Source organism: Nocardioides insulae DSM 17944 (genome assembly GCF_000422825.1).
GTDB classification, from domain to species: Bacteria; Actinomycetota; Actinomycetes; order Propionibacteriales; family Nocardioidaceae; genus Nocardioides; species Nocardioides insulae.
Genome location: NZ_KE383928.1, coordinates 86,933 through 112,371, shown reverse-complemented (window position 1 = coordinate 112,371; position 25,439 = coordinate 86,933). Strand labels below are relative to the sequence as shown.

Annotated in this window: 24 protein-coding genes; 5 read left to right on the top strand and 19 right to left on the bottom strand. The window is 71.8% G+C overall.

Translation table 11 applies throughout. The features are described 5' to 3' along the window. Positions 1-74 precede the first annotated feature (74 nt). Positions 75-1,127 carry a lipoate-protein ligase small subunit gene (gene lplB / locus G515_RS0110715; protein WP_245565348.1) on the top strand — a complete coding sequence of 351 codons (1,053 nt, stop codon included), beginning with the start codon at positions 75-77 and terminating at the stop codon, positions 1,125-1,127. Between the two features lie 235 nt (positions 1,128-1,362). Here the strand turns inward: lplB and G515_RS0110710 are convergent, their stop codons facing one another. Continuing rightward, on the bottom strand, positions 1,363-2,280 hold the full coding sequence (locus G515_RS0110710; protein WP_028660136.1) for a cation diffusion facilitator family transporter: 918 nt from the start codon (positions 2,278-2,280) through the stop codon (positions 1,363-1,365). Positions 2,281-2,481: 201 nt separating this feature from the next. Continuing rightward, positions 2,482-5,919: a bifunctional proline dehydrogenase/L-glutamate gamma-semialdehyde dehydrogenase gene (locus G515_RS0110705; RefSeq protein WP_028660135.1), complete on the bottom strand. Its 3,438-nt coding sequence runs from the start codon at positions 5,917-5,919 to the stop codon at positions 2,482-2,484. A gap of 164 nt (positions 5,920-6,083) precedes the next feature. On the opposite strand from G515_RS0110705, the gene G515_RS0110700 reads away from it, so the two are divergent. Beyond that, positions 6,084-7,022 carry a LysR family transcriptional regulator gene (locus tag G515_RS0110700; protein WP_028660134.1) on the top strand — a complete coding sequence of 313 codons (939 nt, stop codon included), beginning with the start codon at positions 6,084-6,086 and terminating at the stop codon, positions 7,020-7,022. Beyond that, positions 7,019-7,810, top strand: a complete 792-nt coding sequence (locus G515_RS0110695; protein ID WP_028660133.1) for an SGNH/GDSL hydrolase family protein — start codon at positions 7,019-7,021, stop codon at positions 7,808-7,810. Before G515_RS0110700 ends, G515_RS0110695 begins: the two co-directional genes overlap by 4 nt. A gap of 136 nt (positions 7,811-7,946) precedes the next feature. Here the strand turns inward: G515_RS0110695 and G515_RS0110690 are convergent, their stop codons facing one another. The 4 genes from G515_RS0110690 to G515_RS0110675 form a co-directional block, all read right to left on the bottom strand. Continuing rightward, positions 7,947-8,798 (bottom strand): NAD(P)H-binding protein, encoded by an 852-nt coding sequence (locus tag G515_RS0110690; protein ID WP_028660132.1) that lies wholly within the window; start codon positions 8,796-8,798, stop codon positions 7,947-7,949. An 86-nt stretch (positions 8,799-8,884) separates the two neighbouring features. After that, the gene (locus G515_RS0110685; RefSeq protein ID WP_036555382.1) at positions 8,885-9,274 is read right to left on the bottom strand and encodes a VOC family protein; all 390 of its coding nucleotides are present in this window, start codon (positions 9,272-9,274) and stop codon (positions 8,885-8,887) included. A gap of 4 nt (positions 9,275-9,278) precedes the next feature. Then, the gene (locus G515_RS20820; protein ID WP_211221016.1) at positions 9,279-10,136 is read right to left on the bottom strand and encodes a helix-turn-helix domain-containing protein; all 858 of its coding nucleotides are present in this window, start codon (positions 10,134-10,136) and stop codon (positions 9,279-9,281) included. Between the two features lie 55 nt (positions 10,137-10,191). Continuing rightward, positions 10,192-10,530 carry a hypothetical protein gene (locus G515_RS0110675; RefSeq protein WP_028660130.1) on the bottom strand — a complete coding sequence of 113 codons (339 nt, stop codon included), beginning with the start codon at positions 10,528-10,530 and terminating at the stop codon, positions 10,192-10,194. A gap of 165 nt (positions 10,531-10,695) precedes the next feature. Here G515_RS0110675 and G515_RS0110670 point away from each other — a divergent pair, with 165 nt between their 5' ends. Next, entirely contained in the window at positions 10,696-11,325 is a 630-nt protein-coding gene (locus G515_RS0110670) for a TetR/AcrR family transcriptional regulator (RefSeq protein WP_028660129.1), read from the top strand. Positions 11,326-11,405: 80 nt separating this feature from the next. Here the strand turns inward: G515_RS0110670 and paaI are convergent, their stop codons facing one another. Genes paaI through paaA form a run of 6 tightly spaced genes read right to left on the bottom strand, consistent with a single transcriptional unit; the run spans position 11,406 to position 15,689 of the window. Continuing rightward, entirely contained in the window at positions 11,406-11,867 is a 462-nt protein-coding gene (gene paaI / locus G515_RS0110665) for a hydroxyphenylacetyl-CoA thioesterase PaaI (RefSeq protein WP_028660128.1), read from the bottom strand. After that, positions 11,857-12,948, bottom strand: coding sequence for a 1,2-phenylacetyl-CoA epoxidase subunit PaaE (gene paaE, locus G515_RS0110660; RefSeq protein WP_028660127.1), 1,092 nt, complete (start codon positions 12,946-12,948; stop codon positions 11,857-11,859). Before paaE ends, paaI begins: the two co-directional genes overlap by 11 nt. Before the next feature lie 6 nt (positions 12,949-12,954). Next, positions 12,955-13,479: a 1,2-phenylacetyl-CoA epoxidase subunit PaaD gene (paaD, locus tag G515_RS0110655; protein WP_245565346.1), complete on the bottom strand. Its 525-nt coding sequence runs from the start codon at positions 13,477-13,479 to the stop codon at positions 12,955-12,957. Between the two features lie 2 nt (positions 13,480-13,481). Then, on the bottom strand, positions 13,482-14,423 hold the full coding sequence (gene paaC, locus G515_RS0110650; protein WP_028660125.1) for a 1,2-phenylacetyl-CoA epoxidase subunit PaaC: 942 nt from the start codon (positions 14,421-14,423) through the stop codon (positions 13,482-13,484). A 10-nt stretch (positions 14,424-14,433) separates the two neighbouring features. Further along, complete coding sequence (paaB, locus tag G515_RS0110645) at positions 14,434-14,724, bottom strand: 1,2-phenylacetyl-CoA epoxidase subunit PaaB (protein WP_028660124.1); 291 nt, start codon at positions 14,722-14,724, stop codon at positions 14,434-14,436. Beyond that, positions 14,724-15,689 (bottom strand): 1,2-phenylacetyl-CoA epoxidase subunit PaaA, encoded by a 966-nt coding sequence (paaA, locus tag G515_RS0110640; RefSeq protein ID WP_028660123.1) that lies wholly within the window; start codon positions 15,687-15,689, stop codon positions 14,724-14,726. Before paaA ends, paaB begins: the two co-directional genes overlap by 1 nt. A 228-nt stretch (positions 15,690-15,917) precedes the next feature. Between paaA and G515_RS20815 the strand changes: the two genes are divergently transcribed. Then, positions 15,918-16,883 (top strand): EamA family transporter, encoded by a 966-nt coding sequence (locus G515_RS20815; protein WP_051218230.1) that lies wholly within the window; start codon positions 15,918-15,920, stop codon positions 16,881-16,883. A 29-nt stretch (positions 16,884-16,912) separates the two neighbouring features. Here the strand turns inward: G515_RS20815 and G515_RS0110630 are convergent, their stop codons facing one another. From G515_RS0110630 to G515_RS0110600, 7 genes are all read right to left on the bottom strand, one after another. Beyond that, a complete protein-coding gene (locus G515_RS0110630; protein ID WP_051218405.1) occupies positions 16,913-17,725 on the bottom strand; it encodes an enoyl-CoA hydratase/isomerase family protein in 813 nt (270 codons plus the stop codon). A gap of 25 nt (positions 17,726-17,750) precedes the next feature. After that, complete coding sequence (gene paaK / locus G515_RS0110625; RefSeq protein ID WP_028660121.1) at positions 17,751-19,058, bottom strand: phenylacetate--CoA ligase PaaK; 1,308 nt, start codon at positions 19,056-19,058, stop codon at positions 17,751-17,753. Positions 19,059-19,266: 208 nt separating this feature from the next. Beyond that, positions 19,267-19,476 (bottom strand): hypothetical protein, encoded by a 210-nt coding sequence (locus G515_RS0110620; RefSeq protein ID WP_028660120.1) that lies wholly within the window; start codon positions 19,474-19,476, stop codon positions 19,267-19,269. Between the two features lie 153 nt (positions 19,477-19,629). Next, positions 19,630-21,024 (bottom strand): mycothione reductase, encoded by a 1,395-nt coding sequence (locus tag G515_RS0110615; RefSeq protein ID WP_028660119.1) that lies wholly within the window; start codon positions 21,022-21,024, stop codon positions 19,630-19,632. A 413-nt stretch (positions 21,025-21,437) separates the two neighbouring features. After that, positions 21,438-23,159 carry a formate--tetrahydrofolate ligase gene (locus G515_RS0110610; RefSeq protein WP_051218228.1) on the bottom strand — a complete coding sequence of 574 codons (1,722 nt, stop codon included), beginning with the start codon at positions 23,157-23,159 and terminating at the stop codon, positions 21,438-21,440. Next, positions 23,156-24,028: a methylenetetrahydrofolate reductase gene (locus tag G515_RS0110605; RefSeq protein WP_084653446.1), complete on the bottom strand. Its 873-nt coding sequence runs from the start codon at positions 24,026-24,028 to the stop codon at positions 23,156-23,158. Before G515_RS0110605 ends, G515_RS0110610 begins: the two co-directional genes overlap by 4 nt. Further along, on the bottom strand, positions 24,003-25,244 hold the full coding sequence (locus G515_RS0110600; protein ID WP_028660116.1) for a glycine cleavage T C-terminal barrel domain-containing protein: 1,242 nt from the start codon (positions 25,242-25,244) through the stop codon (positions 24,003-24,005). The genes G515_RS0110605 and G515_RS0110600 overlap by 26 nt, the downstream gene beginning before the upstream one ends. Positions 25,245-25,439: the final 195 nt, after the last annotated feature.

Below are 25,439 nucleotides of genomic sequence, written 5' to 3'. Positions count from 1 at the left end.
CCCCGCGCGGTGTGGTTCCCGCGACATTCCCGCCGGTCGGGCACAACTGGGCGTCCCCGTGCGTTGGACGGGTCGTGAGACGGGTGCACGGTGAACGCAAGGTCCGGGGCGGCAAGCTGGTGGTCGTCGATGCGACGACCGACGACGAGCGGCTGAGCGAGGTCGTCCTCTCCGGTGACTTCTTCCTCGAACCGGACGAGGCCCTGGGCTGGCTGACCGCCGCGCTCGAGGGCGCTCCGGTCGACCTGCCCTTCGCCGAGCTGGTCGACCGCTTGGAGGCGGCCCGCGGCGAGGCCGTCATGCTGGGCTTCGCGCCGCGCGACATCGCGTTGACCGCCTTCCGTGCCCTGGGCCGGGCGACCACCTGGGATGACCACGAGTTCGACCTGTTGGAGGACGAGGTGTTCTCCCCGGCTATGCAGCTCGCCCTGGACGAGGTGCTGACCCGGCAGGTCGCCGAGGGACGTCGGCCACCCCTGCTGCGCTGGTGGGAGTGGGCCTCCCCCGCCGTCATCATCGGCTCCTACCAGTCGGTCCGCAACGAGGTCGACATGACCGCCGCCGACGAGCTCGGCGTCACCGTCGTACGCCGGGTGTCCGGCGGGGGCGCGATGTTCGTCGAACCGGGCAACACCATCACCTACTCGCTCTACGTGCCCGACACCCTGGTGGCCGGGCAGAGCTTCGCGGAGTCCTACGCCTACCTCGACGACTGGATCCTGCGCGGGCTGCGCTCGGTCGGCATCGACGCCTCCTACGCCGGGCTCAACGACATCGCCTCACCCGCCGGCAAGATCGGTGGGGCCGCGCAGAAGCGGGTCTCGGGCGGCGTACTCCACCACGTGACGATGTCCTACGACATCGACACCGACAAGATGCTGCGGGTCCTGCGGATCGGCCGGGAGAAGCTCTCGGACAAGGGCACCAAGAGCGCCGCCAAGCGGGTGGACCCGGTGCGCTCCCAGACCGGGATGCCACGCGCGGAGGTGATCGCCGCACTCGAGGGCGAGTTCACCACCAGCTACCGCGTCCGCCGGGTGCCCCTGGACGACCCGACCCGCGCCGAGGCGGAAGCTCTGGCCGCGGCCAAGTTCTCCGATGCGGAATGGACCAACCGGGTGCCCTGACACCGTGCCCACCGTGCCCTCGGCCGGCCGGCCCTCTCTCCCCCCCGTTGAGTTGGTCCTCCCGGACCGTCGAGTTGGCCCTCCCGGACCGTCGAGTTGGCCCTCCCGGACCATCGAGTTGGCCCTCCCGGACCGTCGAGTCGGTCCTCCCGGACCATCGAGTCGGCCCTCCCGGACCATCGAGTGGACCTTACGGAACGTCGAGATGGACCTTACGGACTCGGATACCGGCGGGTCAGGGAAGCGTGATGACCGCATCGACGATCTCGGGCCTCTCCTCCATCATCCGCTCCAGATCGCGCAGCCTCGAGGCCGCCACGTGCTCGGGGTCATCACCGGTGAGGTCCACCCGGGCGACGAGGTAGATCTGCCGCGGCCCGACGAACTCGAGCCGCAGCGCGGTCACCCGGTCGATCCCGGGCAGTTGCTCCAGTTGTTCCCGCGCGGCCCGGTGGACGGCTCCGTCGGCGGGTTCCCCGGTGAGGAAGCGGCGGTTGCGATCGAAGAGGATCACGGCGATCACGCTCAGCAGCACTCCGACCAGGATCGACCCGATCGCGTCGTAGATCGCGTCCCCGGTCATCTGGTGCAGGGCCATCCCGGACGCCGCGATCACCAGCCCGATCAGGGCCGCGGCGTCCTCGGCAAGCACCGCGCGCAGGGTCGGATCGGAGGTCGCCAGCGCGTGACCCAGCGTGTCGCGGCCGAGTTCGCGTGCCTCGGCCCGGGTACGCCGGTAGGCCTGCATGAACGAGATGCCCTCCAGGCAGAACGCGAACGCCAGGACGACGTACCCGATCAGGTAATCCTCCCCCGGATCGTCGGAGCTCAGCTCGCGGATGCCGTGGTAGATCGAGAACGCACCGCCCGCGCAGAAGAGTCCGAGCGCGGCCAGCAGCGACCAGATGTAGACCTCGCGCCCGTACCCCAGCGGCCGGGACTCGTCGGGTGGCCGACGGCCGCGTCGTTCGGCGATGACCAGGAACACCTCGTTGCCGGCGTCCGCCCACGAGTGCGCCGCCTCGGCCACCATCGACGCCGAACCGGTCAGCCACGCCGCCAGCGTCTTGGCCACCGCCACCGCCACGTTCACGCCGAACGCGATCGCGACGGTCAGCGCCGACTCCGCACCTTCGTTCTCCGCAGTGGCCACGGCATCGCACGCTACCCGCGATCTCTCCCCGTGATCAGGTCACCACCCCGTGCGTCGGATCGGGCCTTCCGGGTTGTCGAGTCGGTCCTCGGGGATCACCACGAGGCCCAACTCAACGACCCGGGAGGCCCAACTCAACAGTCCGGGAGGCGCAACTCGACCGTCCGGGGAGGTAGCGGGGAGGTGGGGCCGGCCCGGAGCTCAGTCCAGGAGGCCGCGGACCAGGCTGGTGGGTGAGCCGAACCGGTGGGCGGTCATGCTGACGGCCTGCTCGTGGAGGAACGGGAGCAGTTCGACGCGGCCGGCCTCGACCACGGGCTGGGCGTACAGCGCGATCTCGGGGCGGCCGGCGGAGGCTTCGGCGAAGGCCTGCCGGTCGCCGCCGAGGAGGCGGACCCGGCCCGAAGGCAGGTCGGCGAGGGCGGCCCGCCAAGTCGCGGCGTCCTCCTGGGCGACCTCGACGCCGAGTTCACGGAGCAGGTCGACCAGCCGCAGATCGATGGTCGAGTGGAGCGAGACCCGCACGGCCGCCCCGGCGCGCAGACCGGCACCGACGACCCGCAGCAGGTCGCCGATCGGGCCGCCCTCGTGGCGCACCCAGACTGGGACGGGGAGGTAGCGGAGCACGTTGCGTTCGGCGTCCAGGCCGCTGACGTCGCTGACGGCGCCGAACTCCCGGACCCAGGCGGACTGGTCGGTGGCGAAGGCGCGGCGCAGCATGGCCAGTTCGTCCGCGGGTACGTCGAGCCGGGCGGCCGCGTCGATCAGCCGGCGTACCGGCGTGCAGAGGGCGCCGCCGGAGATCGAGGCCTCGGCGGGCTCCCAGTCGACCAGACCGACCAGGTAGTTCGGGCCGCCGGCCTTGGTGCCGGCACCGACGGCGGACTTCTTCCAGCCGCCGAACGGCTGGCGACGCACGATGGCCCCGGTGATCCCACGGTTGACGTAGGCGTTGCCGGCCTGCACCCGGTCGAGCCAGGTGGCGATCTCGGCCCGTTCCAGGGTGTGGATGCCCGCGGTGAGGCCGTAGTCGACCTGGTTCTGGATCTCGATCGCCTCCTCGAGCGAGTCGGTCTCGATCAGGCCGAGCACGGGGCCGAAGTACTCGGTGAGGTGGTACTCCGAGCCGCGCTGGACGCCGGTCTTCACACCGGGCGACCAGAGCCGGCCGCTGTCGTCGAGCGGCTTCGGCTCGACCAGCCAGCTCTCACCGGGGGCCAGCGTGGTCAGGACCCGCTCCAGCTTGCCCGACACGGGCTCGATGACCGGGCCCATCTGGGTGGTCGGGTCGCTCGGGTAGCCGACCTTCAGCGAGGTGACCGCGTCGACCAACTGCTCCCGGAAGCGTCGGGACGTGGCGACCGAGCCGACCAGGATGCCGAGCGAGGCGGCCGAGCACTTCTGGCCCGCGTGCCCGAAGGCCGAGGCGGCGAGGTCCTTCGCGGCGAGGTCGAGGTCGGCGTCGGGGGTGACGATGATGGAGTTCTTGCCGCTGGTCTCGGCGAGCAGCTGCAGGTCGGGGCGGAAGGAGCGGAACAGAGCCGCGGTGTCGAACGCGCCGGTCAGGATGAGCCGGTCCACCGCCGGGTGGGCCACCAGCTGGCGGCCGAGGTCGCCCTCGTCGACGTGGACCAGGCGCAGCACCTCGCGAGGTACGCCGGCATCCCACAGTGCCTGCACCATCACCGAACCGCACCGGCTGGCCTGCACGGCCGGCTTGACGATCACCGAGGAGCCGGCGGCCAGCGCGGAGACGGTGGAGCCGGTGGGGATCGCGACGGGGAAGTTCCACGGCGGGGTGACCACGGTGAGCCCGACCGGGACGGCCACGGCACCGTCCACGGTGTCGAGTTCCTCGGCCAGGTGGGCGTAGAAGGTGACGAAGTCGATCGCCTCGGAGACCTCGGGGTCGCTCTGGTCGAGGGTCTTGCCGCACTCGGAGGCCATCACCTCGAGCAGGTCGGCGCGGCGGCTCTCCAGTACGCCGGCCGCCCGGCGCAGCACCGCGGCACGCTCGGCCCCGGACCGGGCACCCCACTCCTTGCCGGCGGCCACGGCCTCCTGGATGGTCTGCTCGAGGACGTCGGCGTCGGTGAGCGTGTGTGCCGCGACCAGGTCCTCGCCCAGGGTCGATCCGGCGACCCGAGCGGTGATCCGGCGGCCCCAGTCGCGGTTGCCGGGAAGGGACGGGTCGGTGTCGGCGGCGTTGGCGAACTGCCCCTCGGGCGCGGGCAGGTCCGCACCGGTGGTGGTGCGGCGGTCCTGCCGGCGGTTGGGCTCCGGCACGGTCTCGTCGACGGCGGCGAGCGAGGCGAGGAAACGCTCGCGCTCACGCTCGAAGAGGGTGCTGTCGTCGTGCAGGTCGAACACGGCGGACATGAAGTTGTCCTGGCTGGCGCCCTCCTCGAGCCGGCGTACCAGGTAGGCGATCGCGACGTCGAACTCTCCGGGGTGGACGACCGGGGTGTAGAGCAGCAGCCCGCCGACGGTCTCGCGGACGGCCTCGGCCTGTCCGGTGGCCATGCCGAGGAGCATCTCGAACTCGATGCCGTCCCGCACGTCGCGCTCACCGGCGAGCGCCCACGCGTAGGCGATGTCGAACAGGTTGTGCCCGGCGACGCCGATCCGGACGTTGCGCACGCGCTCGGAGGTCAGCGCGTAGCGCAGGACCCGCTTGTAGTTGGTGTCGGAGTCCTGCTTGGTGCCCCAGGTCGCGACCGGCCAGCCGTGCAGGTCGGCCTCGACGTGCTCCATCGGCAGGTTGGCGCCCTTGACGACGCGCACCTTGACGGCGGCGCCGCCACGGGCACGCCGGTCCGCGGACCACTCCTGAAGCCGGACCATCGCGGCCACGGCGTCGGGAAGGTAGGCCTGCAGCACGATGCCGGCCTCGAGGTCGAGGAGTTCGGGTCGGTCGAGCAGACGGGTGAAGACCGCGACAGTGAGGTCCAGGTCGCGGTACTCCTCCATGTCGAGGTTGATGAACTTCTTCTGTCCCTGCGCGCAGGACTCGGCGGCCAGCCGGAACAGCGGCAGCAGGCTCTCCTCGATGTGCTCGACCGCCTGGTCGAAGGCCCACGCGTTGTGCGGGGCCACCGTGGAGGACACCTTGATCGACACGTAGTCGACGTCGGGCCGGGAGAGCAGCTTGCGGGTGCCGGCCAGCCGCTTGGCGGCCTCCTTCTCGCCGAGCACGGCCTCGCCGAGGAGGTTGATGTTGAGGCGTACGTCGTCGCGGCGGATCTTGTCGATCGCCTTGCCGAGCTTCGCGTCGGTGGCGTCGACCAGCAGGTGTCCCACCATCTCGCGCAGGGCGCGCCGGACGATGGGGATCACGAAGCCGGGGGCGACCATCGACAGCAGGGCACCCAGCCGCAGGCCGGCGCGCAGGTGCCACGGCAGGAACTTCGGGGCCCGCCCCGCCAGCTCCTGCAGTGCGTGCGCGGCCACGTGGACGTCCTCGGGACGGATCACCCGGTCGACGAAACCGACCGTGAACTCCAGGCCGCCCGGGTCCTTGAGAACGCCGGCGAGGCGCTGGGCCGCCGGGTCGACCGGTTTGGTGGCGGCCACGTCCAGCCAGCCGCGGACGAGTCGGTCGACCTCGGGGACGAGGTGCTGATCCGGAACAGTGGACATTTGAGTCCTCCGAGGGACGGGCAGGAGTGCTGCGTGCGGAACGACGGGAGGCGGGCGCGTCGTTACCAACGAAACGCCCTGCTGATCCGAGTATCAACCCGGATACAGATAAGGTATAGCGATCTTTTCTGTGCGTTATCGGTAAGCGAACCTGAAGGAATGCCGTGCTTGACATCCGCCGCCTCCGGCTGCTGCGCGAACTGAGCGTCCGGGGCACCCTGGCCGAGGTGGCCGAGGCCCTCCATCAGAGTCCGTCCTCGGTGTCCCAGCAGCTCACCCAGCTGGAACGCGAGGTCGGTGTCCCCCTGCTCCGGAAGGTCGGCCGCCGGGTCCAACTCACCGCCGCAGCCCACGTGCTGGTCGAGCACACCGGGGTGATCCTGGCGCGCCTGGAGCAGGCCGAATCGGAGGTGCTGGCCCTCGGCGACGCCACCGCCGGCACCGTGCGGATGGCGGTCTTCCAGTCCGCCGCGCTCGCGTTCATGCCGCAGACCCTCGCCGCCCTGACCCGCGACCACCCGAACCTGCACGTCACCATGACCCAGCGCGCCCCCGAGCAGGCGCTGCACGGCGTCTCGCTGCGCGAGTTCGACCTGGTGGTCGCCGAGGAGTACCCCGGCCACGCGGCCCCCTGGTACGACGGCCTCGACCGGATCCCCCTCACCACCGACGCCCTGGCCCTGGCCGTACCGCCCGAGGGGGAACCCTGGGACTCCATCACCTCGGTCGCCGACGCCGCGGGCGTGCCCTGGGTGATGGAGCCACCCGGCGCGGAGTCGCGCCACTGGGCCGAACAGGTCTGTCGGCAGGCGGGCTTCGAGCCCGAGGTGCGCTACGAGACCGACGACCTCCAGGCCCACGTCGCCCTGATCGAGGAGGGCAACGCCGTCGCCGTCCTGCCCGGCCTGATGACCGTGCGACACCGCCCCGACGTCCGCATGCTCGCCCTCCCCGGCACACCCCGCCGTACCGTCTTCACCGCCACCCGTACCGCCATCACCGACACCCCCGCCGTCGCAGCCTGCCGCGCCGCCCTCGCCGAAGTCGCTCAGCGATTCCCCGAATCCGACCGCCTCGGCCGGCTTGATAGCTTCCCCGGGTGACCAGCCACCGCACGCTCGCCGCACTCGGCAGCTCGTTCGCCGCAGGGCCCGGGATTGAGCCCGTCGCCGACCTCGGCGCGATGCGGTCGGGCCGCAACTATGCGCACCTGCTCGCCGACCGGCTGGGCGCGGACCTCGTCGACCTGTCCGTCTCGGGGGCGACCACGGCCACGATCCTCGACGAGCCGCAGCAGACCATGCACGGCGCCGAGTTCCCGCCGCAGATCCAGGGTGTGCCGGAGAACGCCGACGCGGTCACCGTGACCGCAGGCGGCAACGACCTGCACTTCATCGGGTCGATGCTGTTCTCGGCCTGGATGAACAGGGGCGAGCGCAACCCGATGGTCGACTTCCTGGCCGCCACGTTCCAGGACGGCATCCCGATCCCGACCGAATCAGCTGTCCAGGCGGTGGCCGACGGGCTGACCCGCATCGTGGCCGAGACCCGTCGGCGCGCCCCCGGGGCGCGGGTGATCCTGGTCGACTACCTGACCTTGGTCGGCGACGACACCGGACCCGGCGCAGGGACGATGTTCACCGAGGAGCAACTGAAGACCTTCCGCGAGATCCAGGCCGGCCTCCAGCGGGGGTACGAGATCGCCGCGCAACGATCCGGCGCCGACCTCCTGCGGGCCTCCGAGCTGAGCACCGAGCACGCCCTGGGCGCGGTCGACCCGTGGGTGTTCGACTACCAGGCGACCCTGGAGGAGTCCCCGCGGTCCTTCCACCCCAACGAGCGGGGCATGGCCGCGGTCACCGACGCTCTGGCCGCGCTGCTGTCCGCCTGAGCACAGGTACGCCGGCCGCCCGGCTCCTCCGCGCGGCGAAGCGCGACCGGTACGCCGTTCAAGCACGACCCGGGCACGGCCCGAGCACGGCCCGGGGCACGGCCCGAGCACGGCGCGGGCTCGGCCCGGGCACGCCTCAGTGGGTCGCGAGATAGCCGCGCAGGCCGATCGGCCGGTGCCCGGTGAGACGCTCGACATGGTCGGTGACGCCGGCGAGCTCGCCGGCCGCGATCGCGGTGTAGGTCGTCACCCACGCGTCGTACTGCCACTGCGGCGCATCCCACCGCCGACGGGACTCGTAGGCCTCCTCGACGGTCTCGTCGTGGAAGCGGACCACCCGCCCGGTGAACTCGGTGAGGATCTCGGCCACCTCGGCGAAGGTGAGTGCCTCCGGGCCGGTGAGGTCGTAGGTCGCCCCGCGATGCGGCTCGGGGTCGGCCAGGACCGCGGCGGCCGCCGCCGCGACGTCGTCGCGCGAGACCGCGGCGAGGCGTCCCTCGCCGGCCGGACCCCGGATCGCACCGTCACCGCCGACGAGGTCGGGCAGGATGTCGAGGTAGAAGTTGTCGCGCAGGAAGGTGACGGCCATCCCGCTGGCGCGGAGGTACTCCTCGGTGGCGGCGTGGGTGCGGGCGAAGGTGAAGGTCGCCTCCGGCGAGGCGCCGTAGAACGAGGTGTAGACGACGTGCCCGACACCCTCGGCCACCGCCGCGTCCACGATCGCCCGGTGCTGGTCCAGCCGGTCCGAGGACTCCGCCGCCGAGACCAGCAGCAGCGTGCTCACGCCGGACAGCGCCGCGCGCACGGCCGGGGCGTCGGCGTACCCGGATCCGAGGGAGGTGGCCACGGCACCTGGCAGGGCCGGCAACCGTTCGGGGCTCCGGGAGAGCAGCCGGGCGGGCACACCGCTGGCGGCCAGCCGGCGGGCGACCCGGCCCCCCAGACCTCCGGTGGCACCGGTGAGGGCGATCCGGGGCAGTTGCGGCATGAGTCCTCCTCGTGGCTTCCTTCCCCGACCCTCGCGCATCGGGCCGGGATCCGCCACCTGCCCGCCCGATCCGATGCCCCCGGCGACTACGCCTCCTCCCCCGCGTAGTCGCCGAAGGACCACAGGTTGCCTTCGGGGTCGCGCACGGAGAACTCGCGGGCGCCGTAATCGGTGTCGGCCAGCGGCCGGATCACCTCGGCGCCGCGCTCGGTGACTCGGGCGTAGAGGGCGTCGGGGTCGCCGGTGACCACGTAGCCGCCCGCGGTGCCCGGCTCACGGTTCCACGGGTTACCGGGCCGGTGACTGCCGAGCATGATCGCGCCGGCCCCCTCGGGCCAGTTCAATTGGGCGTGCTGGACGACGCCGTCCTCCTCGTAGCGGGCGGCCACCACGAAGCCGAAGGTGTCGACGTACCAGTCGATGAGAGCGGGCGCGTCGTGCGCCTGCAGGGTCAGGTAGACGGTCGGTGTGCTCATGGGCTCAGCCTTCCGCTGCGGGACGGCTGCCGTCTTGAATATTCCGGCGCTCCTCGGCGATCCACTGCCGCGGAGGTACGCCGGTGCGCCCGGTGAAGTCGCGGGTCAGGTGGGCCTGGTCGGCATATCCCGCCCGGGCGGCGACCCGCCCCAGCGCGGGACGCTCGCGGCGGCGTACCTCCGCGGTCAGCAGGTCGGTGGCGTGCTCGAAGCGCATCAGCCCTGCCACGGCCTTCGGCGAGCGGCCCACCTCGCGGGTGAACAGCTCACCGAGCTGGCGCCTGCGCAGGGCGACTTCGGCCGCTAGATCGCCGACCGCGATCCGGCCGTGCCTACGTTCGAGCAGATGCCAGGCCCGGGCCACCTCGGGCCGCAACCGCGCCTGCCGCCGCTCGTCGATCCGGGTGACCAGATGCTCGACGACCAAACGGAAGGCATGCGGCCAGCCGTCGGCCTCGGCCAGCTGCTCGTGCAGGCGACGGGCGTCGGCGCCGAGCTCGGCCAGGGCATCGAAGTCGCGCACGCTCAGCTCTGCGCTGGGCCGCCCGAAGAGGGCACGGCTGGCGAGCGGGTGCACGGCGAGCTGCACTCCCGTCTGCCCCCGCGCGGGCCGGATGAAGGCCGTGGTCAGGTGCAGTCCACCGAGCACCACCGGTGCCGGGCGGGCGGCAGCGAGGCCGGCCTCGGTGTCCGCCGACTCCACGCCCTCGTCGAGGCTGAGGATGAAGGTCAGCCGGGAGGACGGCAGGCCGCGGTGCAGCGTGCCGGCGTGGGCGGGCGTCCGGTAGCCGAGCATCGAGGTCGCCCCCGGCGCGGTGTGCGGGGGCGCCACCGCGAACTCCCACGAGTCGTCGGGACCCATGCCATCGAGGGTACGGCCGGACTCCGCCGGTGGGTACGGCGCGAACCGTGACCGGTCACCGCAGGACCAGCCACACCCCGATCACGGTGGGCAGGAAGCCGAGCAGCAGCCACAGGTTGAGCGGCCGGCGTCGGTGGATCAACTGCCCCGCGGCCACCCCGAACGCGCCGAAGAGCCCGGCGAGCACGCACAGGCCGATCTGCTGGGCACGGAACTCCGAGGACATCGCCAGCGCCGCCACGACCAGGCCGACGGCGAGGTGGGCGATGGTGAACACGGTGAGCACCGACATCACCCAGCGCTGGACCGTGGTCAGGCTGGCGTCGTTGACCGGCCGGACCGGGTTGGCGGGGTCCATCAGATGACGCGGCCTCCGGACCTGCTCGTGGGCCATGGCGCTCCTCGGTGTCGATCTGCTGCCCCCAGTCTGCACGCCCACCGCACCCGACCCCACATCCTCCCGACCCCGCCGTCACGGTCGGTCCGGTCGGTCCCGTCGGTCCCGTCGGTCCCGGACGACCCTCGCCGGCCCGAGTGGCGCCGGTGACACAATCCCCCCATGACCGATGCGGGCGAGCGGCCAGTACGCCGGGGGCGGCCGGGCTATGACCAGGGCACCGTGCTGCGCCGGGCGATCGAACTGTTCAACGAGCGCGGGTACGACCGCACCAGTGTCGGTGACCTCGCCAAGGACCTCGGCCTGACCAAGTCGGCGATCTACCATCACGTCGCCAGCAAGGAGGAACTGCTCGCGGCCGCGCTCGACGAGGCGCTGGACGGGTTGTCCGCGGCGATCGACGAGGCCCTCGCCGGCCCGGGGTCGGCCTACGACCGGCTGCGGCAGGCCGTGCACCGGTCGGTGGAGATCCTGGTGCGGCACCAGCCGGCCGTCACCCTGCTGCTTCGGGTCCGGGGCAACAGCGCGGTCGAGCTCGCCGCCCTCGAACGCCGGCGCCGGCTCGACGAGCAACTCGCCGCACTGGTCGCGGCGGCCGCGGCCGAGGGAACGGTGCGCGCCGATCTGCCGCCGGCCCTCGCCAGCCGCCTGCTCTTCGGCCTGGTGAACTCGCTGGTGGAGTGGTACCGACCCGATGGGCCGGTGGACGGCGACACGCTGGCCGACGACCTGGCCACGATGGCCTTCGAGGGCCTCGCCACCGGAGCCGCTCGCGCTCCCCTGCCTGCCTGAGCGTCGTACGCCGGACGACGTCGGTGCTCGGGTGAGGACCACCCCGGCGGCCCCGCCCGGTTTGCCCGACCGCGCCCGCCCTACCCGAGCCCGGGGTTGGGGCGACCGGTCGAGCGGGAGCGGCCGCGGAACACCGCGACGCTCTCGCCGTCCGCCTCGCGCACGACGGTGACGTCGTAGACGCCGGAGCGGCCGCTGAGCGCGACCTCGCGGGCGGTGGCCACCAGGACGTCGCCGAGCCGGCCCGGCCTGAGGAAGGTGACCTCGAAGCCGGCGGCCACGGTGACGGTGCCGCGGGAGTTGCACGCGACCGCGAAGGCGCTGTCGGCCAGGGTGGCGATCAGGCCGCCGTGGCAGATCTCCCAGCCGTTGACCATGTCGGGCCGCACGGTCATGGACACGACCGCGGTGCCCGGCCCGCAGGACCGCACCTCCATCCCGAGCGACTTGCTCGCCAGGTCCTCGCCCCACATCTGCTCGGTGCAGCGGCGGGCGGTCTCCTCCGCGGAGAGAGCCGCCCGCGGATCGGGTTCAGGCGTCATAGTCGACCCCCACCTGGTCGTCGACCGGGTAGGACTGGCAGGTCAGCACGAACCCGGCCGCCACCTCGTCCTCGTCGAGGGCGTAGTTGCGTCGCATCTGGACCGAACCGAAGGTCACCTTGGCCCGGCAGGTGCCGCAGACGCCGCCCTTGCAGGCGTAGGGCAGATCGTGGCGGACGGCGGCGGCGCCGTCCAGCACGGTACGTGCCTTCGGCAGCGCGGCGGTGGTGGAGCGTCCGTCCAGGGTGAGCGTGACCTGGCTGACCGCCCCCTCGACGACGGCATCGGCATGGCGCACCTCCGGCGGCGGCTCGTCGACGTAGAAGAGCTCGAAGTGCACGCGATCCCGAGGGACGCCGAGCTCATCACACACCTCGCGGGCGTCGGCGATCAGTCCGAACGGGCCGCACAGCCACACGTGATCGAGGGTGTCCGGCTGCGGCACCAGCACCGGCAGCAGGCGGCGCAGCCGGTCGGCGTCCAGCCGCCCGGAGAAGAGTTCGACGTCGCGGGGTTCGCGGGAGAGGACGTGGACCAGGTTGAACCGGGGACCGTAGCGGTTCTTCAGGTCGGCCAGTTCCTCGGCGAACATCACCGAGGACGTCGTCCGGTTGCCGTAGAGCAGCGTGACCTCCGCCGCCGGATGGGTGAGGACCGTGCCGATCACCGAGAGCATCGGCGTGATGCCCGAGCCCGCGGCGATGCACACGTGCCGACCGCCGACGGCCGGGTCGGCCCGGAACCGGCCACGGGGTGCCTGCACCTCGAGCACGTCGCCAACCCCCACCTCGCGGGTCAGCCAGGTCGAGAAGACGCCGCCGCCGGGCAGCTCACGGACGCCGATCCGCGGACGGGCCCCGGCCGGAGCGCACACCGAGTAGTCGCGCCGTTCCTCGCGTCCGTCGACGAAACGGCGCACGGTCAGGGACTGGCCGGCCGCGAAGTCGAAGGTCGCACGCAGCGCCTCGGGCACCTCGAAGGTGATCGCGACCGCGTCATCGGTGAGCCGCTCCACGTCCGCCACCGTCAGCGGGTGGAACGCCGTGCGCCCCGGTGCGGGCGCGGGTGCAGTGGTCGTCATCGACGCTCAGATCTCCTTCACGTGGTCGAAGGGCTCCAGACATTCCAGGCAGCGGTAGAGCGCCTTGCAGGCGGTCGCCCCGAACTCGCTGGTCAGCTCCGCACGCCCGGAGCCGCACCGCGGGCAGCGCACCTCGCGGCGCGTGGGCGACAGGTCGATCGCGATCGGCCCGCTCACCCGGCGTACCGGACCCGGCGGGGAGATACCGGCCTCCGCGAGAGCCCGCCGGCCCCGGTCGCTGATCCAGGCGCTGCTCCAGGCCGGGTGCAGCCGCACCCGCACCTCGACGTCGCGGACGCCGTGATCGTGCAGGGCGTGCACCAGGTCGTCGCGCATCGTCGCCATCGCCGGGCAGCCGGAGTAGGTCGGCGTGATGGTCACGACCACCTGCCCGTGGGGCTCCACCTCGACGTCGCGCAGCACGCCCAGGTCGGCCAGGGTCAGCATCGGCAGCTCGGGGTCGGCCACTGCCGCGGCCACCCCCCGGACCTGCTGCCGGAGCTGTTGGCGGTCCAGGGTGCCGGCGGACACGCTCACCACCGCCCCAGCGGGTGCGCCCGGGCCACCGACTGCATCTCGGCGAGCAGCCGACTCAGCGCCTCGGTGTGCCGCCCGTCCCGACCGGTGCCGCCGCTCACCGGGCCGGCGGAGGGGCCCGGGGGACGCTCGAGGCCGCTGGTCGCCAGCACCCGGTCGAGCAGCGCGCCCACCTCCTCGGCCACGCCCGCCGGATCGACCCCGACCCCCTGCTCGTCCAGCCGGCGGTCGACCTCGTGCGAGGCGAACAGGTCGGCGTAGTAGCGCCACACCACCGGCAGCGCGGTCTCGAGCCGGCGCCGGGACTCCTCGGTGCCGCGGGCCAGGGTGAGGAACCAGCGGCCGGCGTAGGCACGGTGGTAGGTCACCTCGGTGGCCCCCTTCGCCGCGATCGCTGCCAGCACCGGGTCACGACTCCCGGCCAGCCGCTCGAGCAGAGCCAGCCGCCAGGTCGCGAAGACCAGCAACCGGGCGACCGTGACCGCGAAGTCGCCGTTGTCGGGCTCCACGAAACGCACGTTGACGAACCCTCCGTCGTCGCGGAAGAACGCCAGCGCGTCCTCGGCCGGCACCGGCGACCCCTCGGGAAGCGCCGGCACCACCCTCGGGTCGGCCGCCCCTGCCCGGGCGAGCAGCAGCCGCGCCTGGCCGAGGAGGTCCAGGGCGATGTTGGCCAGGGCGATGTCCTCCTCCAGGTCGGGGGCGTTGCTGCACCACTCGGAGAGCCGGTGCGAATAGACCAGCGCGTCGTCCCCCAGCATCAGGCAGTACGCCGCCAGATCGGCCGGGTCCACCCCCTCGGGGATGGTGGTGTCCACGCCGGCCAGCGGATCCTCGAAGGAGGTGCCGAAGGCCCACTGCGAGGCGTCACCCTCCAGATCGGCCAGACCGTCGTAGACGGACTCGTGGTCGAGATCCTTGTCCGCGATGTGCGTCATCGGTCCTCCGCTACATGTGCGGCACGTCGGCCGGGATGTCGTAGAAGGTCGGGTGCCGGTAGACCTTGTCGCCGGCGGGCGCGAACAGCGGATCCTTCTCGTCGGGGCTGGACGCGGCGATCGCCGAGGAGCGCACGACCCAGATCGAGACCCCCTCGTTGCGCCGGGTGTAGACGTCGCGGGCGTGCCGGAGGGCCATCTCGTCATCGGGCGCGTGCAGCGACCCCACATGGACATGGTTGAGTCCGCGCTTACCCCGCACGAAGACCTCGTAGAGAGGCCACTCGCTCGGCGTACCCATCACTGCTCCTCCTCCTGCACCGATCCGCGGGCGGCGAACGCGGTGGCGGCCGCGCGCACCCAGGCGCCGTCGTCGTGCGCGCGTCGGCGGTGTGCGATCCGCTGGGTGTTGCAGGGTCCGCCGCCCTTGACCACGGTCATGAACTCCTCCCAGTCGGGCTGGGTGAAGTCGTAGTGGCCGCGCTCCTCGCTCCAGACCAGGCCGTCGTCGGGGAGGGTGACGCCGAGCCGCTCGGCCTGCGGCACGCTCATGTCCACGAACTTCTGCCGGAGGTCGTCGTTGGTGTCGCGCTTGATCCCCCAGGCCATCGACTGGGCGGTGTTGGGTGAGTCGGCGTCGGGCGGGCCGAACATCATCAGGGCCGGCCACCAGAACCGGTCCACCGACTCCTGCACCATCGCCCGCTGCTCCTCGGTGCCCCGCATCATCGTCATCAGCAGCTCGAACCCCTGCCGCTGGTGGAACGACTCCTCCTTGCAGATCCGGATCATCGCCCGCCCGTAGGGGCCGTACGACGTCCGGCACAGCGGCACCTGGTTGCAGATCGCCGCCCCGTCGACCAGCCACCCGATGGTGCCCACGTCGGCGTAGGAGAGGGTGGGGTAGTTGAAGATCGAGGAGTACTTCTGCCGCCCGTCGAGGAGGCGCTCGGTCAGCTCGGCCCGGGAGACACCGAGGGTCTCGGTGGCGGAGTAGAGGTAGAGCCCGTGGCCGGCCTCGTCCTGCACCTTGGCGAGCAGGATCGCCTTGCGTCGCAGGCTGGGGGCCCGGGTGATCCAGTTGCCCTCCGGCTGCATTCCGATGATCTCGGAGTGGGCGTGCTGGGCCACCTGCCGGATCAGGGTCTGCCGGTACTTCTCCGGCATCCAGTCCCGCGGCTCGATGCGATCGTGACCGCCCACGATCCGCTCGAACTCGTCCTCGAGCCGAGACGCATCGAGGACGATCTCGGGTGAGTTGGTCATGGCCCCTCCCCACATCCCACGCATTTACAGACCGATCGGTCAGGAATCACGTCACCACTGTGCCTCAGCACACCGGTGCGCGCAAGATCCGAGCTCGAGCGGTTCGCCGAGCGGGGTCGGTCGGTCCACCTGGTCGCCACCCGAGCACGACTGGCGTCCGACCGGTCGGGTCGTCACACTGGGCCACCGAACCGCCGCCCGTTGGGTATCGATCTGGGAGGGACCGGCATGCGTCGTACCGTGCTCGGCTTCGTCTTCATGGTCGTCTCGGCATTCTTCTTCGCCGTGTCCGGCCCGGTGGCCAAGACGATGTACGGGATCGGCTGGACGCCGGGATCGGTCGTGCTGGTCCGGCTCGCCGGGTCGGCGCTGGCCCTCATGGTCCCGACCCTGATCGCGCTGCGCGGCCGGTGGCCCGAGGTCGCCCGGCACTGGCGGACGGTGGTCGCCTACGGGCTGGTCTCGATGGCCGGCGTCCAGGGCTTCTACTTCATCGCGGTGGAGCACCTGACCGTGGCGGTCGCGCTGCTGCTGGAGATGACCGCGCCACTGCTGATCGTGTTCTGGCTCTGGGCGCGCAGCCGGCTGCGACCCTCGACCACCACGTTCCTGGGGGTGGCGGTCTCGATGATCGGGCTGATGCTCGTCCTCGACTTCCGCGGCTCGACGCTGGACCTGGTCGGCGTCCTGGCGGCGTTGGCGGCGGCCGTGTGCCTGGCCAGCTACTTCCTGGTGTCGGCGAAGGAGAGCATCGACCTACCACCGGTGGCGTTCACGGGCCTGGGGATGTGCGTGGGCACGCTCGCCATCGCGGTGGTGAACCTGACCGGCCTGATGCCCGGCAGGTTCGTGCGCGACGACGTCGCCTTCGCCGGCCTCCAGGTGTCCTGGCTGGTGCCGCTGATCCTGGTGGTCGCCTTCACCGTCGGGGCCTATGTCTGCGGCATCATCGGCCTCCGCTACATCGGCGCGACCATCGGCTCCTTCATCAACCTGCTGGAGGTGCCGTTCTCGGCGATCGCCGCCTGGATCATCCTGGCCGAGCTGCCCACCCGCATCCAGCTGGTCGGCGGGGCGGTCATCGTCATCGGCATCGCCCTGATCAAGTGGGGGGACGTCCAGCTCGAACGGCGTCTGGCGCGCGCACGACGCGGGTCGTCCGGGGATCCCTCCGTGTCGGAGGCGGTGCCGTGACCGACCCGGCGGGGCGGTGAGCACGCCCCTCATTCGCCGGTGAAGCTGGGCCTCTCCTTGGCCAGGAACGACCGGACGGCGCCCTGGTGGTCGGCGGTGAGGCCGAGTCGGGCCTGAGCGGCGCCCTCGGCGGCCAGCACGCTCTCCAGGTCGGCACCGGCGGCCGCCTCGGCGAGCAGGGCCTTGCTCTCGGCGTAGGCCAGGGTCGGGCCGGCGGCGAGGCGGTCGGCGAGCTCGCGGGCGGTGCCGAGGACCTCGTCGGGCGACACGATCCGACCGGCGACCCCCCAGGCGACGGCGTCCTCGGTGGAGAACATCGGCCCGAGCAGCAGGAGTTCGGCGGCGCGCGCCCGCCCGACCGCCTGGACCAGGGTCGCGGAGAGCCCGGAGTCGGCGGTGAGGCCGATCCCGCTGAACGCCGTACCGAGCTTGCCGCCCTCGGCGAAGACCCGCAGGTCACACGCGAGCGCGAAGCCGAGACCGGCGCCGACGCAGGTGCCGTTGACCGCGGCGATCACCGGTTTGGGCATGGTGGCCAGCGCGGAGACGATCGGCGAGTAGTGCGCCCCGACCGTGCCGAAGGCGGTGGCAGGATCGGAGTGGAGCAGGTGGGCGTGTTCGCCCAGATCCTGACCGACGCAGAAGGAGCGCCCCGCTCCGGTGAGCACCACCGCCCGCACCGAGACATCGTCGGCGAGGTCGGCGAGGACGTCGACCAATCGCTCCTTGAGCGCGACGTCGAGCGCGTTGTGCTGATCGGGCCGGTTCAGCGTCACCTCGGCCACCGCTCCGCGGCGCTCGAGGAGCACCGGCCCCGCCTGGTCCGTCCCCACCTGGTTCATCGGCTCCCCCTCGGGCATCCGCGTCTCACCGCTTCGGTCGCAGGTCGACGATACGCCGCATCTTGCCCACCGATCGCTCGATCGAGGCGGGGGCGAGGACGTCGACCTGGACGCTGACCCCGATGCGGTCCTTGATCAGCCGACGCAGGCGTGCGCCGGCCTCCTCGGCGTCCTCCCCCGGCACCTGGTCGCGCCGCTCGACGGTGATGCGGAGAGTGTCGAGGGTCGCCGGGCGCTCGAGCACGCACTGGAAGTGCGGCGAGAGGACCGGCAGGCCGAGGATGAGCTCCTCGATCTGGGTGGGGAACAGGTTGACCCCGCGCAGGATGATCATGTCGTCGGTGCGCCCGGTGATCTTCTCCATCCGACGCATCGTGCGCGCCGTGCCCGGCATCAGCCTGGTGAGGTCACGCGTGCGGTAGCGGATGACCGGCATCGCCTGCTTGGTCAGCGAGGTGAAGACCAGCTCCCCCTCCTCGCCGTCCGGAAGGACCTCTCCGGTCACGGGGTCGATCACCTCCGGATAGAAGTGGTCCTCCCACACGTGCAGGCCGTCCTTGGTCTCCACGCACTCGTTGGCCACCCCCGGCCCCATCACCTCCGAGAGCCCGTAGATGTCCACGGCGTGCATGTCCAGCCGCTCCTCCATCTCGCGGCGCATGTCGTTGGTCCAGGGCTCGGCACCGAAGATCCCGACCTTGAGCGAGGTGCCCCTCGGGTCGATCCCCTGCCGCTCCATCTCCTCGACGATGGCGAGCATGTACGACGGCGTCACCATGATCAGGTCGGGCTCGAAGTCGCGGATGAGCTGGACCTGGCGCTCGGTCATCCCACCGGAGACGGGGACGACGGTGCACCCCAGCTTCTCCGCCCCTGCATGCGCCCCGAGTCCGCCGGTGAACAGGCCGTAGCCGTAGGCGTTGTGCAGGAGGTCGCCGGTCCTGCCCCCGGAGGCCCGGATGCTGCGGGCCATCACGGTGGCCCACACGTCGAGGTCCTCGCGGGTGTAGCCGACGACGGTCGGGCGGCCCGTCGTACCGGAGGAGGCGTGGATGCGGGCGACCTGCTCGCGCGGCACCGCGAACATCCCGAAGGGGTAGTGCTCGCGCAGGTCGGCCTTGGTGGTGAACGGCAGGGTGGCCAGGTCGGCGAGGTCGGCGATGTCGTCCGGATGCACCCCGGCCTCATCGAAGGACCGGCGGTAGTGCGGGACGTGCTCGTAGGCGTGTCGGACGCTCCAGCGCAGCCGCTCGGTCTGTAGCGCTCTGAGCTCGTCGAGCGACGCCGTCTCGATCGGATCGAGCTCGCCCTCGCGCGGACTGAGGTCCCGCATGCCACACCCAACCTTTCCTGACCGTTCGGTCGGTAACGTAGCCGCGGTTCAGGTGATCCGGCAATGCCCATGCGACCGAAGCCCGGCCGGACCGGCGGGCGACGTCGACGTGCCCGGGGCCCGCCGAGCCGACGAGCGTCAGCCCGGTGTTCGGCCGGTGTTCGGCCGGTGTTCGGCCGGTGCTGGGCGCGGTGCCCGTCGAGATGGGTCAGTGCGACCCGTGCCAGGTCAGCACGTGCCCGTGCCGCCGGCCGGAGGAGAGCGGCCGGGAGCGACGGCGGATCTGACGGGCCTGCTTGCGCTCTTCTCGCGCGGCCCGGCTCAGCACGCCGGAGGAACCCGCCATTCCGATGCTCAGCAGCGCGACCAGCATGATGGCCGTGGCGATGAACCAGACGATGTAGGCGGTTGCGGTCATGGTCGCCCCTTCGCTGGTGCCGCGTCCGGCGCGACACCGGTCGCGTGATCCGTCCCGAAGGCTTCAATCTTCGAAACTACGCCGCGCGGGAGCGCACGACCACCCCCAAGATGGGTGGCTCGTCCCAGCGCGGTCCATGGGCCGCGATGGGACTCACAACTCGAGCTTGAGCAGCGCGTTCTCGACGAGTTCGGGCATCGACGGGTGGATCCAGTACTGACCGCGGGCCAGGGTGCGCACGTCCATGTCGAAGCTCATCGCCTGGATGAGCGGCTGGATCAGGGTCGGGGCCTGCGGTCCGATGATGTGCGCCCCCACCAGCCGGCCGGTGCCGCGGTCGGCGATCAACTTGGCGAAGCCGGTCTCCTCCTCCATCGCCCAGCCGTAGGCGATGTCGGCGTACTGCTGGAGGGCGACGGTGACGTCGAGCCCCTGATCGATCGCCTGCGCCTCGGTGAGCCCCACCGCCGCGATCTGCGGGGAGCTGAAGACCGCGTGCGGCACGAACCGGTGGTCGCTGGCCACGAGGTCGGTGGGATGTAGCAGGTTGTGCTGGACCACGCGCTGCTCGTGGTTGGCGACGTGCTTGAGCGCCCACGGTGAACTGATGTCGCCGAGCGCCCAGATCCCGGGAACGGTGGTGCGTTGGTGCTCGTCGACCACCAGATGGCCGTCGGCGGTGACCGCCAGGTCGGTGGCTGCGACGTTCAACCGGTCGGTGTTCGGCCGGCGACCGGTCGCCACCAACAGCACCTCGCCCTCGATGGTCTCCGCGCCGTCCGGCCCCACCACGTCCAGGCGGGTGAGGCCCCCGCTCTGCTCGACCCGGAGCGCCTGGGTGTGCAGCCGCACCTCCCAGCGCTGCGCCGCCAACTGGGTGAATCGCGCCGAGATGTCCTCGTCCTCGTGGCGCAGTACGCCGCCCGAGCGCGCGACCATGGTGACCCGGACGCCGAGCGCGCTGAACACGTGGGCGAACTCCGCGGCCACGAACCCGCTGCCCAGGATGATCATCCGCTCCGGCAGCTCCGCGAGCCGCATGACCGAGTCGCTGGTGTGGAAGTCCGCCCCCGCCAGCCCCTCGATGTCCGGGACCACCGGTCGCCCGCCCGCCGCGAGCACGATCTGCTCGGCGGTGATCGTCTCCGTGCCCGAACCGTCGTTGAGGGTGACGGTCAGCTCCTTGTGCCCGGTGAAGGCCGCGGTCCCCAGGTAGACGGTCACCTCGTCGTTGTCCGGGTGGGTGAGCCGGTACTCCCGGCCACTCCGCGCGATGGGGTCGATCCGGTCGGCGAAGATCCGGTCCCGGATCGCCGGCCAGCGGACGCCGTCCAGCGTCTCGTCCACCCCGAACCGGCCGGCCCGGCCCGGCGTGGCGGCGAGATCGGCGGTGTGGACGAGCATCTTGGTCGGGATGCAGCCGACGTTGAGACAGGTGCCGCCGAAGGTGCCGTGCTCCACCAGCGCCACCCGCTGATCGCGGAACCGCTCGTCGAGGATCGAATTGCCCGATCCCGTACCGACCACGATCAGGTCGAAGTGCCTCATCCAGTCTCTCCTCGGCGCTCGTCGGCACCGCGCGTCCCATCACCCGCGGCGTCCGGCCCCATCCTTCACCCCGCCCGTCAGCTCCCCTCCCACGACCGTCGAGTTGGGCCTCGTGGACCGTCGAGTTGGGCCTCGTGGACCGTCGAGTTGGGCCTCGTGGACCGTCGAGTCGTGCCTCGCGGACCGTCGAGTCGTGCCTCGCGGACCGTCGAGTTGAGCCTCGTGGACCCTCGAGTTGTGGCTTCCCGGCCGGGCCCACCGGGCGCGGCCAGCCAAGCGGTCCGGGAGGCCCGACTCAACCATCCGGGAGGACCCACTCAACCGTCCGGGAGGACCCACTCAACGATCCGGGAGGACCCACTGAACCGTCCGGGAGGACCGATTCAACCGTCCGGGGGGGGCACGTCGAGGGGTCAGAAGAGGCCGATGGTGCGACCGTGGTCGTCGATGTCGATGGCCTCGGCGGCGGGGGTGGAGCCGAGGCCGGGCATGGTGGTGATGTCGCCGCAGATGGGGTAGACGAAGCCCGCCCCGGCGGCGAGGCGGACCTCGCGCACCGGGAGGCGCCAGCCGGTCGGCGCGCCCTTCCGGGCGGGGTCCGCCGAGACGGACAGGTGGGTCTTGGCGACGCAGACGCCGAGGTCGCCGTATCCGTGGACCTGGTGGGATTCGAGGGCGCGTGCGGCGGCCGGGGCGTAGTCGACACCGTCGGCGCCGTACACCTCGGTGGCGATGGCCGCGATCTTGTCCCGCAGGGTCGCCCCCGACGGGTACAGGAAGGTGAACTCGCTGGATTCCGCGGCCGCCTCGGCGACCGCCTCGGCGAGTTCGAGGGCCCCGGCGCCGCCGTGGACGAAGTGCGTCGAGACGGCGGAGCGTACGCCGGCCGCCTCGGCGATCTCACGCACGGCAGCGAGTTCGCTGGGGTGGTCGGCGGGGAAGGCGTTGATCGCCACCACCGGGGTCACTCCGTGCCGCCTGAGGACGGCGAGCTGGGCGTGCAGGTTGACCGCGCCGGCATGGACGTCGTCCGGGCACTCCTCGAGCAGCTCGGGCGGGAGCGGACGCCCGGCGACCAGCCGGTGTCGGCCGGAGTGCGCCTTGAGTGCGCGCACCGTCGCGACGACCACCGCGGCGTCGGGCACCAGGCCGGACGCACGGCACTTGAGATTGAAGAACCGTTCGGCACCCATGTCGGCGGCGAAGCCGGCCTCGGTGACCAGGTAGTCGCCGCTGCGGATCCCGATCAGGTCCGCCACGACCGAGGAGTTACCGGTGGCGATGTTGCCGAACGGGCCGCAGTGCACCAGGGCGGGGGTGTTCTCCATGGTCTGGAGCAGGTTCGGCTTCAGCGCCTCGCGCAGCAGCACGGTCATCGCTCCCGCCGCGTGCAGGGCCTCGGCCGTGACCGGTTCTCCGTCGCCGGTGTAGCCGACCACGATCCGGCCCAGCCGGGCGCGCAGGTCCCGCAGCGAGGTGGTCAGAGCGAGGGTGGCCATCACCTCGGAGGCGGCAGTGATGTCGAACCCGGTCTCCCGCAGGGGTCCGTCGGTGCGCGCCCCGAGCCCCGTGACGATGTGGCGCAGAGCGCGGTCGTTGACGTCGAGGACCCGCCGCCAGCCGACCTCGGCCGGGTCGAGCCCCGACGGGCTGCCCCGGTGGAGGTGGTTGTCGACCATCGCGGCGAGCTGGTTGTGCGCGGCGCCCACGGCATGCAGGTCGCCGGTGAGGTGCAGGTTCATCCGTTCCATCGGTACGACCTGGCTCTGCCCACCGCCGGCGCCGCCGCCCTTGATCCCGAGGGCGGGCCCCATCGACGGCTGGCGGACCGAGATCGTGGCCCGGTGCCCGAGCCGGTTGAGCCCCTGGCCGAGCCCGACCGTGGTGGTGGTCTTGCCCTCTCCGAACGGCGTCGGGGTGACCGCGGTGACCAGTACGTACTTCGCGCGCGGCCGGTCGGCCAGCTCGTCGATCGCGGCCAGGTCGATCTTCGCGACGCCGCGGCCGTAGTGCTCGATCAGGTGCGGCCCCAGCCCCATCGCGCCCGCGACGTCCTCGATCGGCTTCAGGGTCGCAGCGGCCGCCAGTTCCAGGTTGCCCGCAGCGGCCCCGCGCGGGTCGGAGAGCGCGGTCATGCCGCCTCCTCCAGCCGGTCGAGCAGGTCCCGCCGCCATCGCTCGGTGTCCGCGACGGCGTTGAACGTGTAGAGGTGTACGCCGGCCACCCGCTCGACCGGATCGGCCGCGGCGGCCGACCCGGCGAGCGCGGCCAGCAGCCCCTCGGGATCGTAGGCGCCCGGCTTGGCCAGGCGCAGCAGGCCGGAGTGATCCTCCAGGAAGCGCAGCGAGGTCCCGACGCCGATCCGCAGCCCGACCCGCAACAGGCGTCCGGTCGAGACCGCTCCCGGCACGCCCACCAGCACCGGCAGGTCGATCCCGCGGCGACGGACCCGGGCGGCCCAATCCGTCACCGCCGCCGGGTCGAAGCAGAGCTGGGTGACGACGTAGGAGGCCCGTCGGCGCTTGTCCCACAACGCCTGGGCGGTCGCCTCGTCCGGGATCCGGGGATGGGACTCGGGGTAGCCGGCGACGCCGACGCGCAGCCGGGGGGCGACCCGGGTCAGGACCTCGAGCAGGTCCGCGGCGCCGGCGTACTCCCCTGCCGGGCGGGCCAGGTCTCCACCGACCACGAAGACCTCCTCGATCCCGCTGCCGACGAGCCGGTCGGCCACCTCCGCGACCTCGACCTCGTCGTGGAGGTGCCGGGCCGCAAGGTGCGGGATCGCCCGATGCCCGAGCGCGGTCACCTGCTCGGCGCAGGCGAGGGTCGCTCCGAGTCCGCGGGCGGCGGTCACCGTGACGGTGATCGTGGCCGGGGCCCTCACCTCGGCCGCGATCTCCTCGACCACCCCGGCGACGGGCAGCACCTCGTAGCGCGGTCGGGCGAGCCACTCGCGCAACTGCTGCCGTGCGGCGGCGTCAGAGGGTCGACTGCGGGATCGCATCGGAGGCGGCCTCCGCCGAGCGGGCGTCGGGGAGCAGCACCTGCTTGGGCAGCTCCTTGGTCGGGTCGACGAACGGCTTGGGTACGACGACCGCGCCGACCCGGCCGGACGGTGTCTCGACCACGACCTCGGTGCCCAGCTCGCCGAGCTCGACCGGGAGCATGGCGTAGCCGATGTTCCGCTCCAGCCGCGGCGACCAGCACGCCGAGGTGACCTCGCCGACCACACCACCGCGGTGATGCACCGGGAACGCCTCGATCATCGACCCGTCGTTGAAGGTGCCCAGCCGCTCGCCGGCGATCTCCACGCCGGCCAGGCGGCGGCGTACCCCTTCGGCCTTGATCCTGGTGAGCGCGGACCTGCCGATGAAGTCGGCCTCCTGCTCGAGGCTGACCATCCAGTCGTAGCCCATCCCGACCTCGAACGGGTTGGTGTCGTAGGTGATGTCGCAGCCGTGCGCCAGGATGCCGGCCTCGATCCGGCGGATGTGGCAGGGGCCGATCACCTGGAGGCCGAAGGGCCGCCCGGCCTCCCAGATGCGGTCCCACACCGCGACCCCGTGGCGGCTGGCTTCGCGCACGTAGACCTCGAAGCCGACCTCCCCGGTGTACCCGGTGCGGGAGACCACCACCGGCATGCCGTCCAGGTCGTACTCACCCAGGCGGTAGTAGCCGATGTCGAGGACGCTCGGGCCGAACAGTTCACGCATCACGGCGGCCGAGTGCGGCCCCTGCACCTGCACCGGTCCGACGTCCGCCTCCCGGATCTCGACGTCGTAGCCGAGCCCGTACGCCACCCCGCGGGCCCACAGCAGGATGTCGCTGTCCGCGAGGGAGAGCCAGAAGTGATCGTCCGCCAGCCGCAGCAGCACCGGGTCGTTGAGGATGCCACCGGCCTCGTCGGTGAGGAAGACGTACTTGCACTGGCCGACCTCGCACCTGGTGAGGTCACGGGTCACCAGCAGGTTGGTGAAGTCGAAGGCGTCCGGCCCGGTGATCTCCACCTGACGCTCGACGCCGACGTCCCACAGCGTGACGCCGGTGAGCAGCGCCCAGTACTCCGCGATCGGATCGCCGTAGTGGCGTGGGTGGTAGGTGTGGTTGTAGACGCTGTACTGAGCCACGCCGTGCCGCCTCGATGCGTGGAAGAACGGCGACTTGCGGATCCGCGGGTAGAGCAGGACTCGCGGGTCGGGGTTGGTGCGATCGACGGCCATCTCGGCCTCCCGGTTTCCCTGGTGCGAGCGTGCCTGCGCCTCCTGGACCAACGCGTTGGACGGGGCTTCGCCACGCTGGGGGCACCTGATTCGCTGACTTCCTCCAGTGCAGCACCGCACCGCGTCAGGCGCAATCCCGTGCGTAGAGCGCAACAGCTGCCAACGCCCGACCGCCGACCCGGCCTAGGGTGGTGG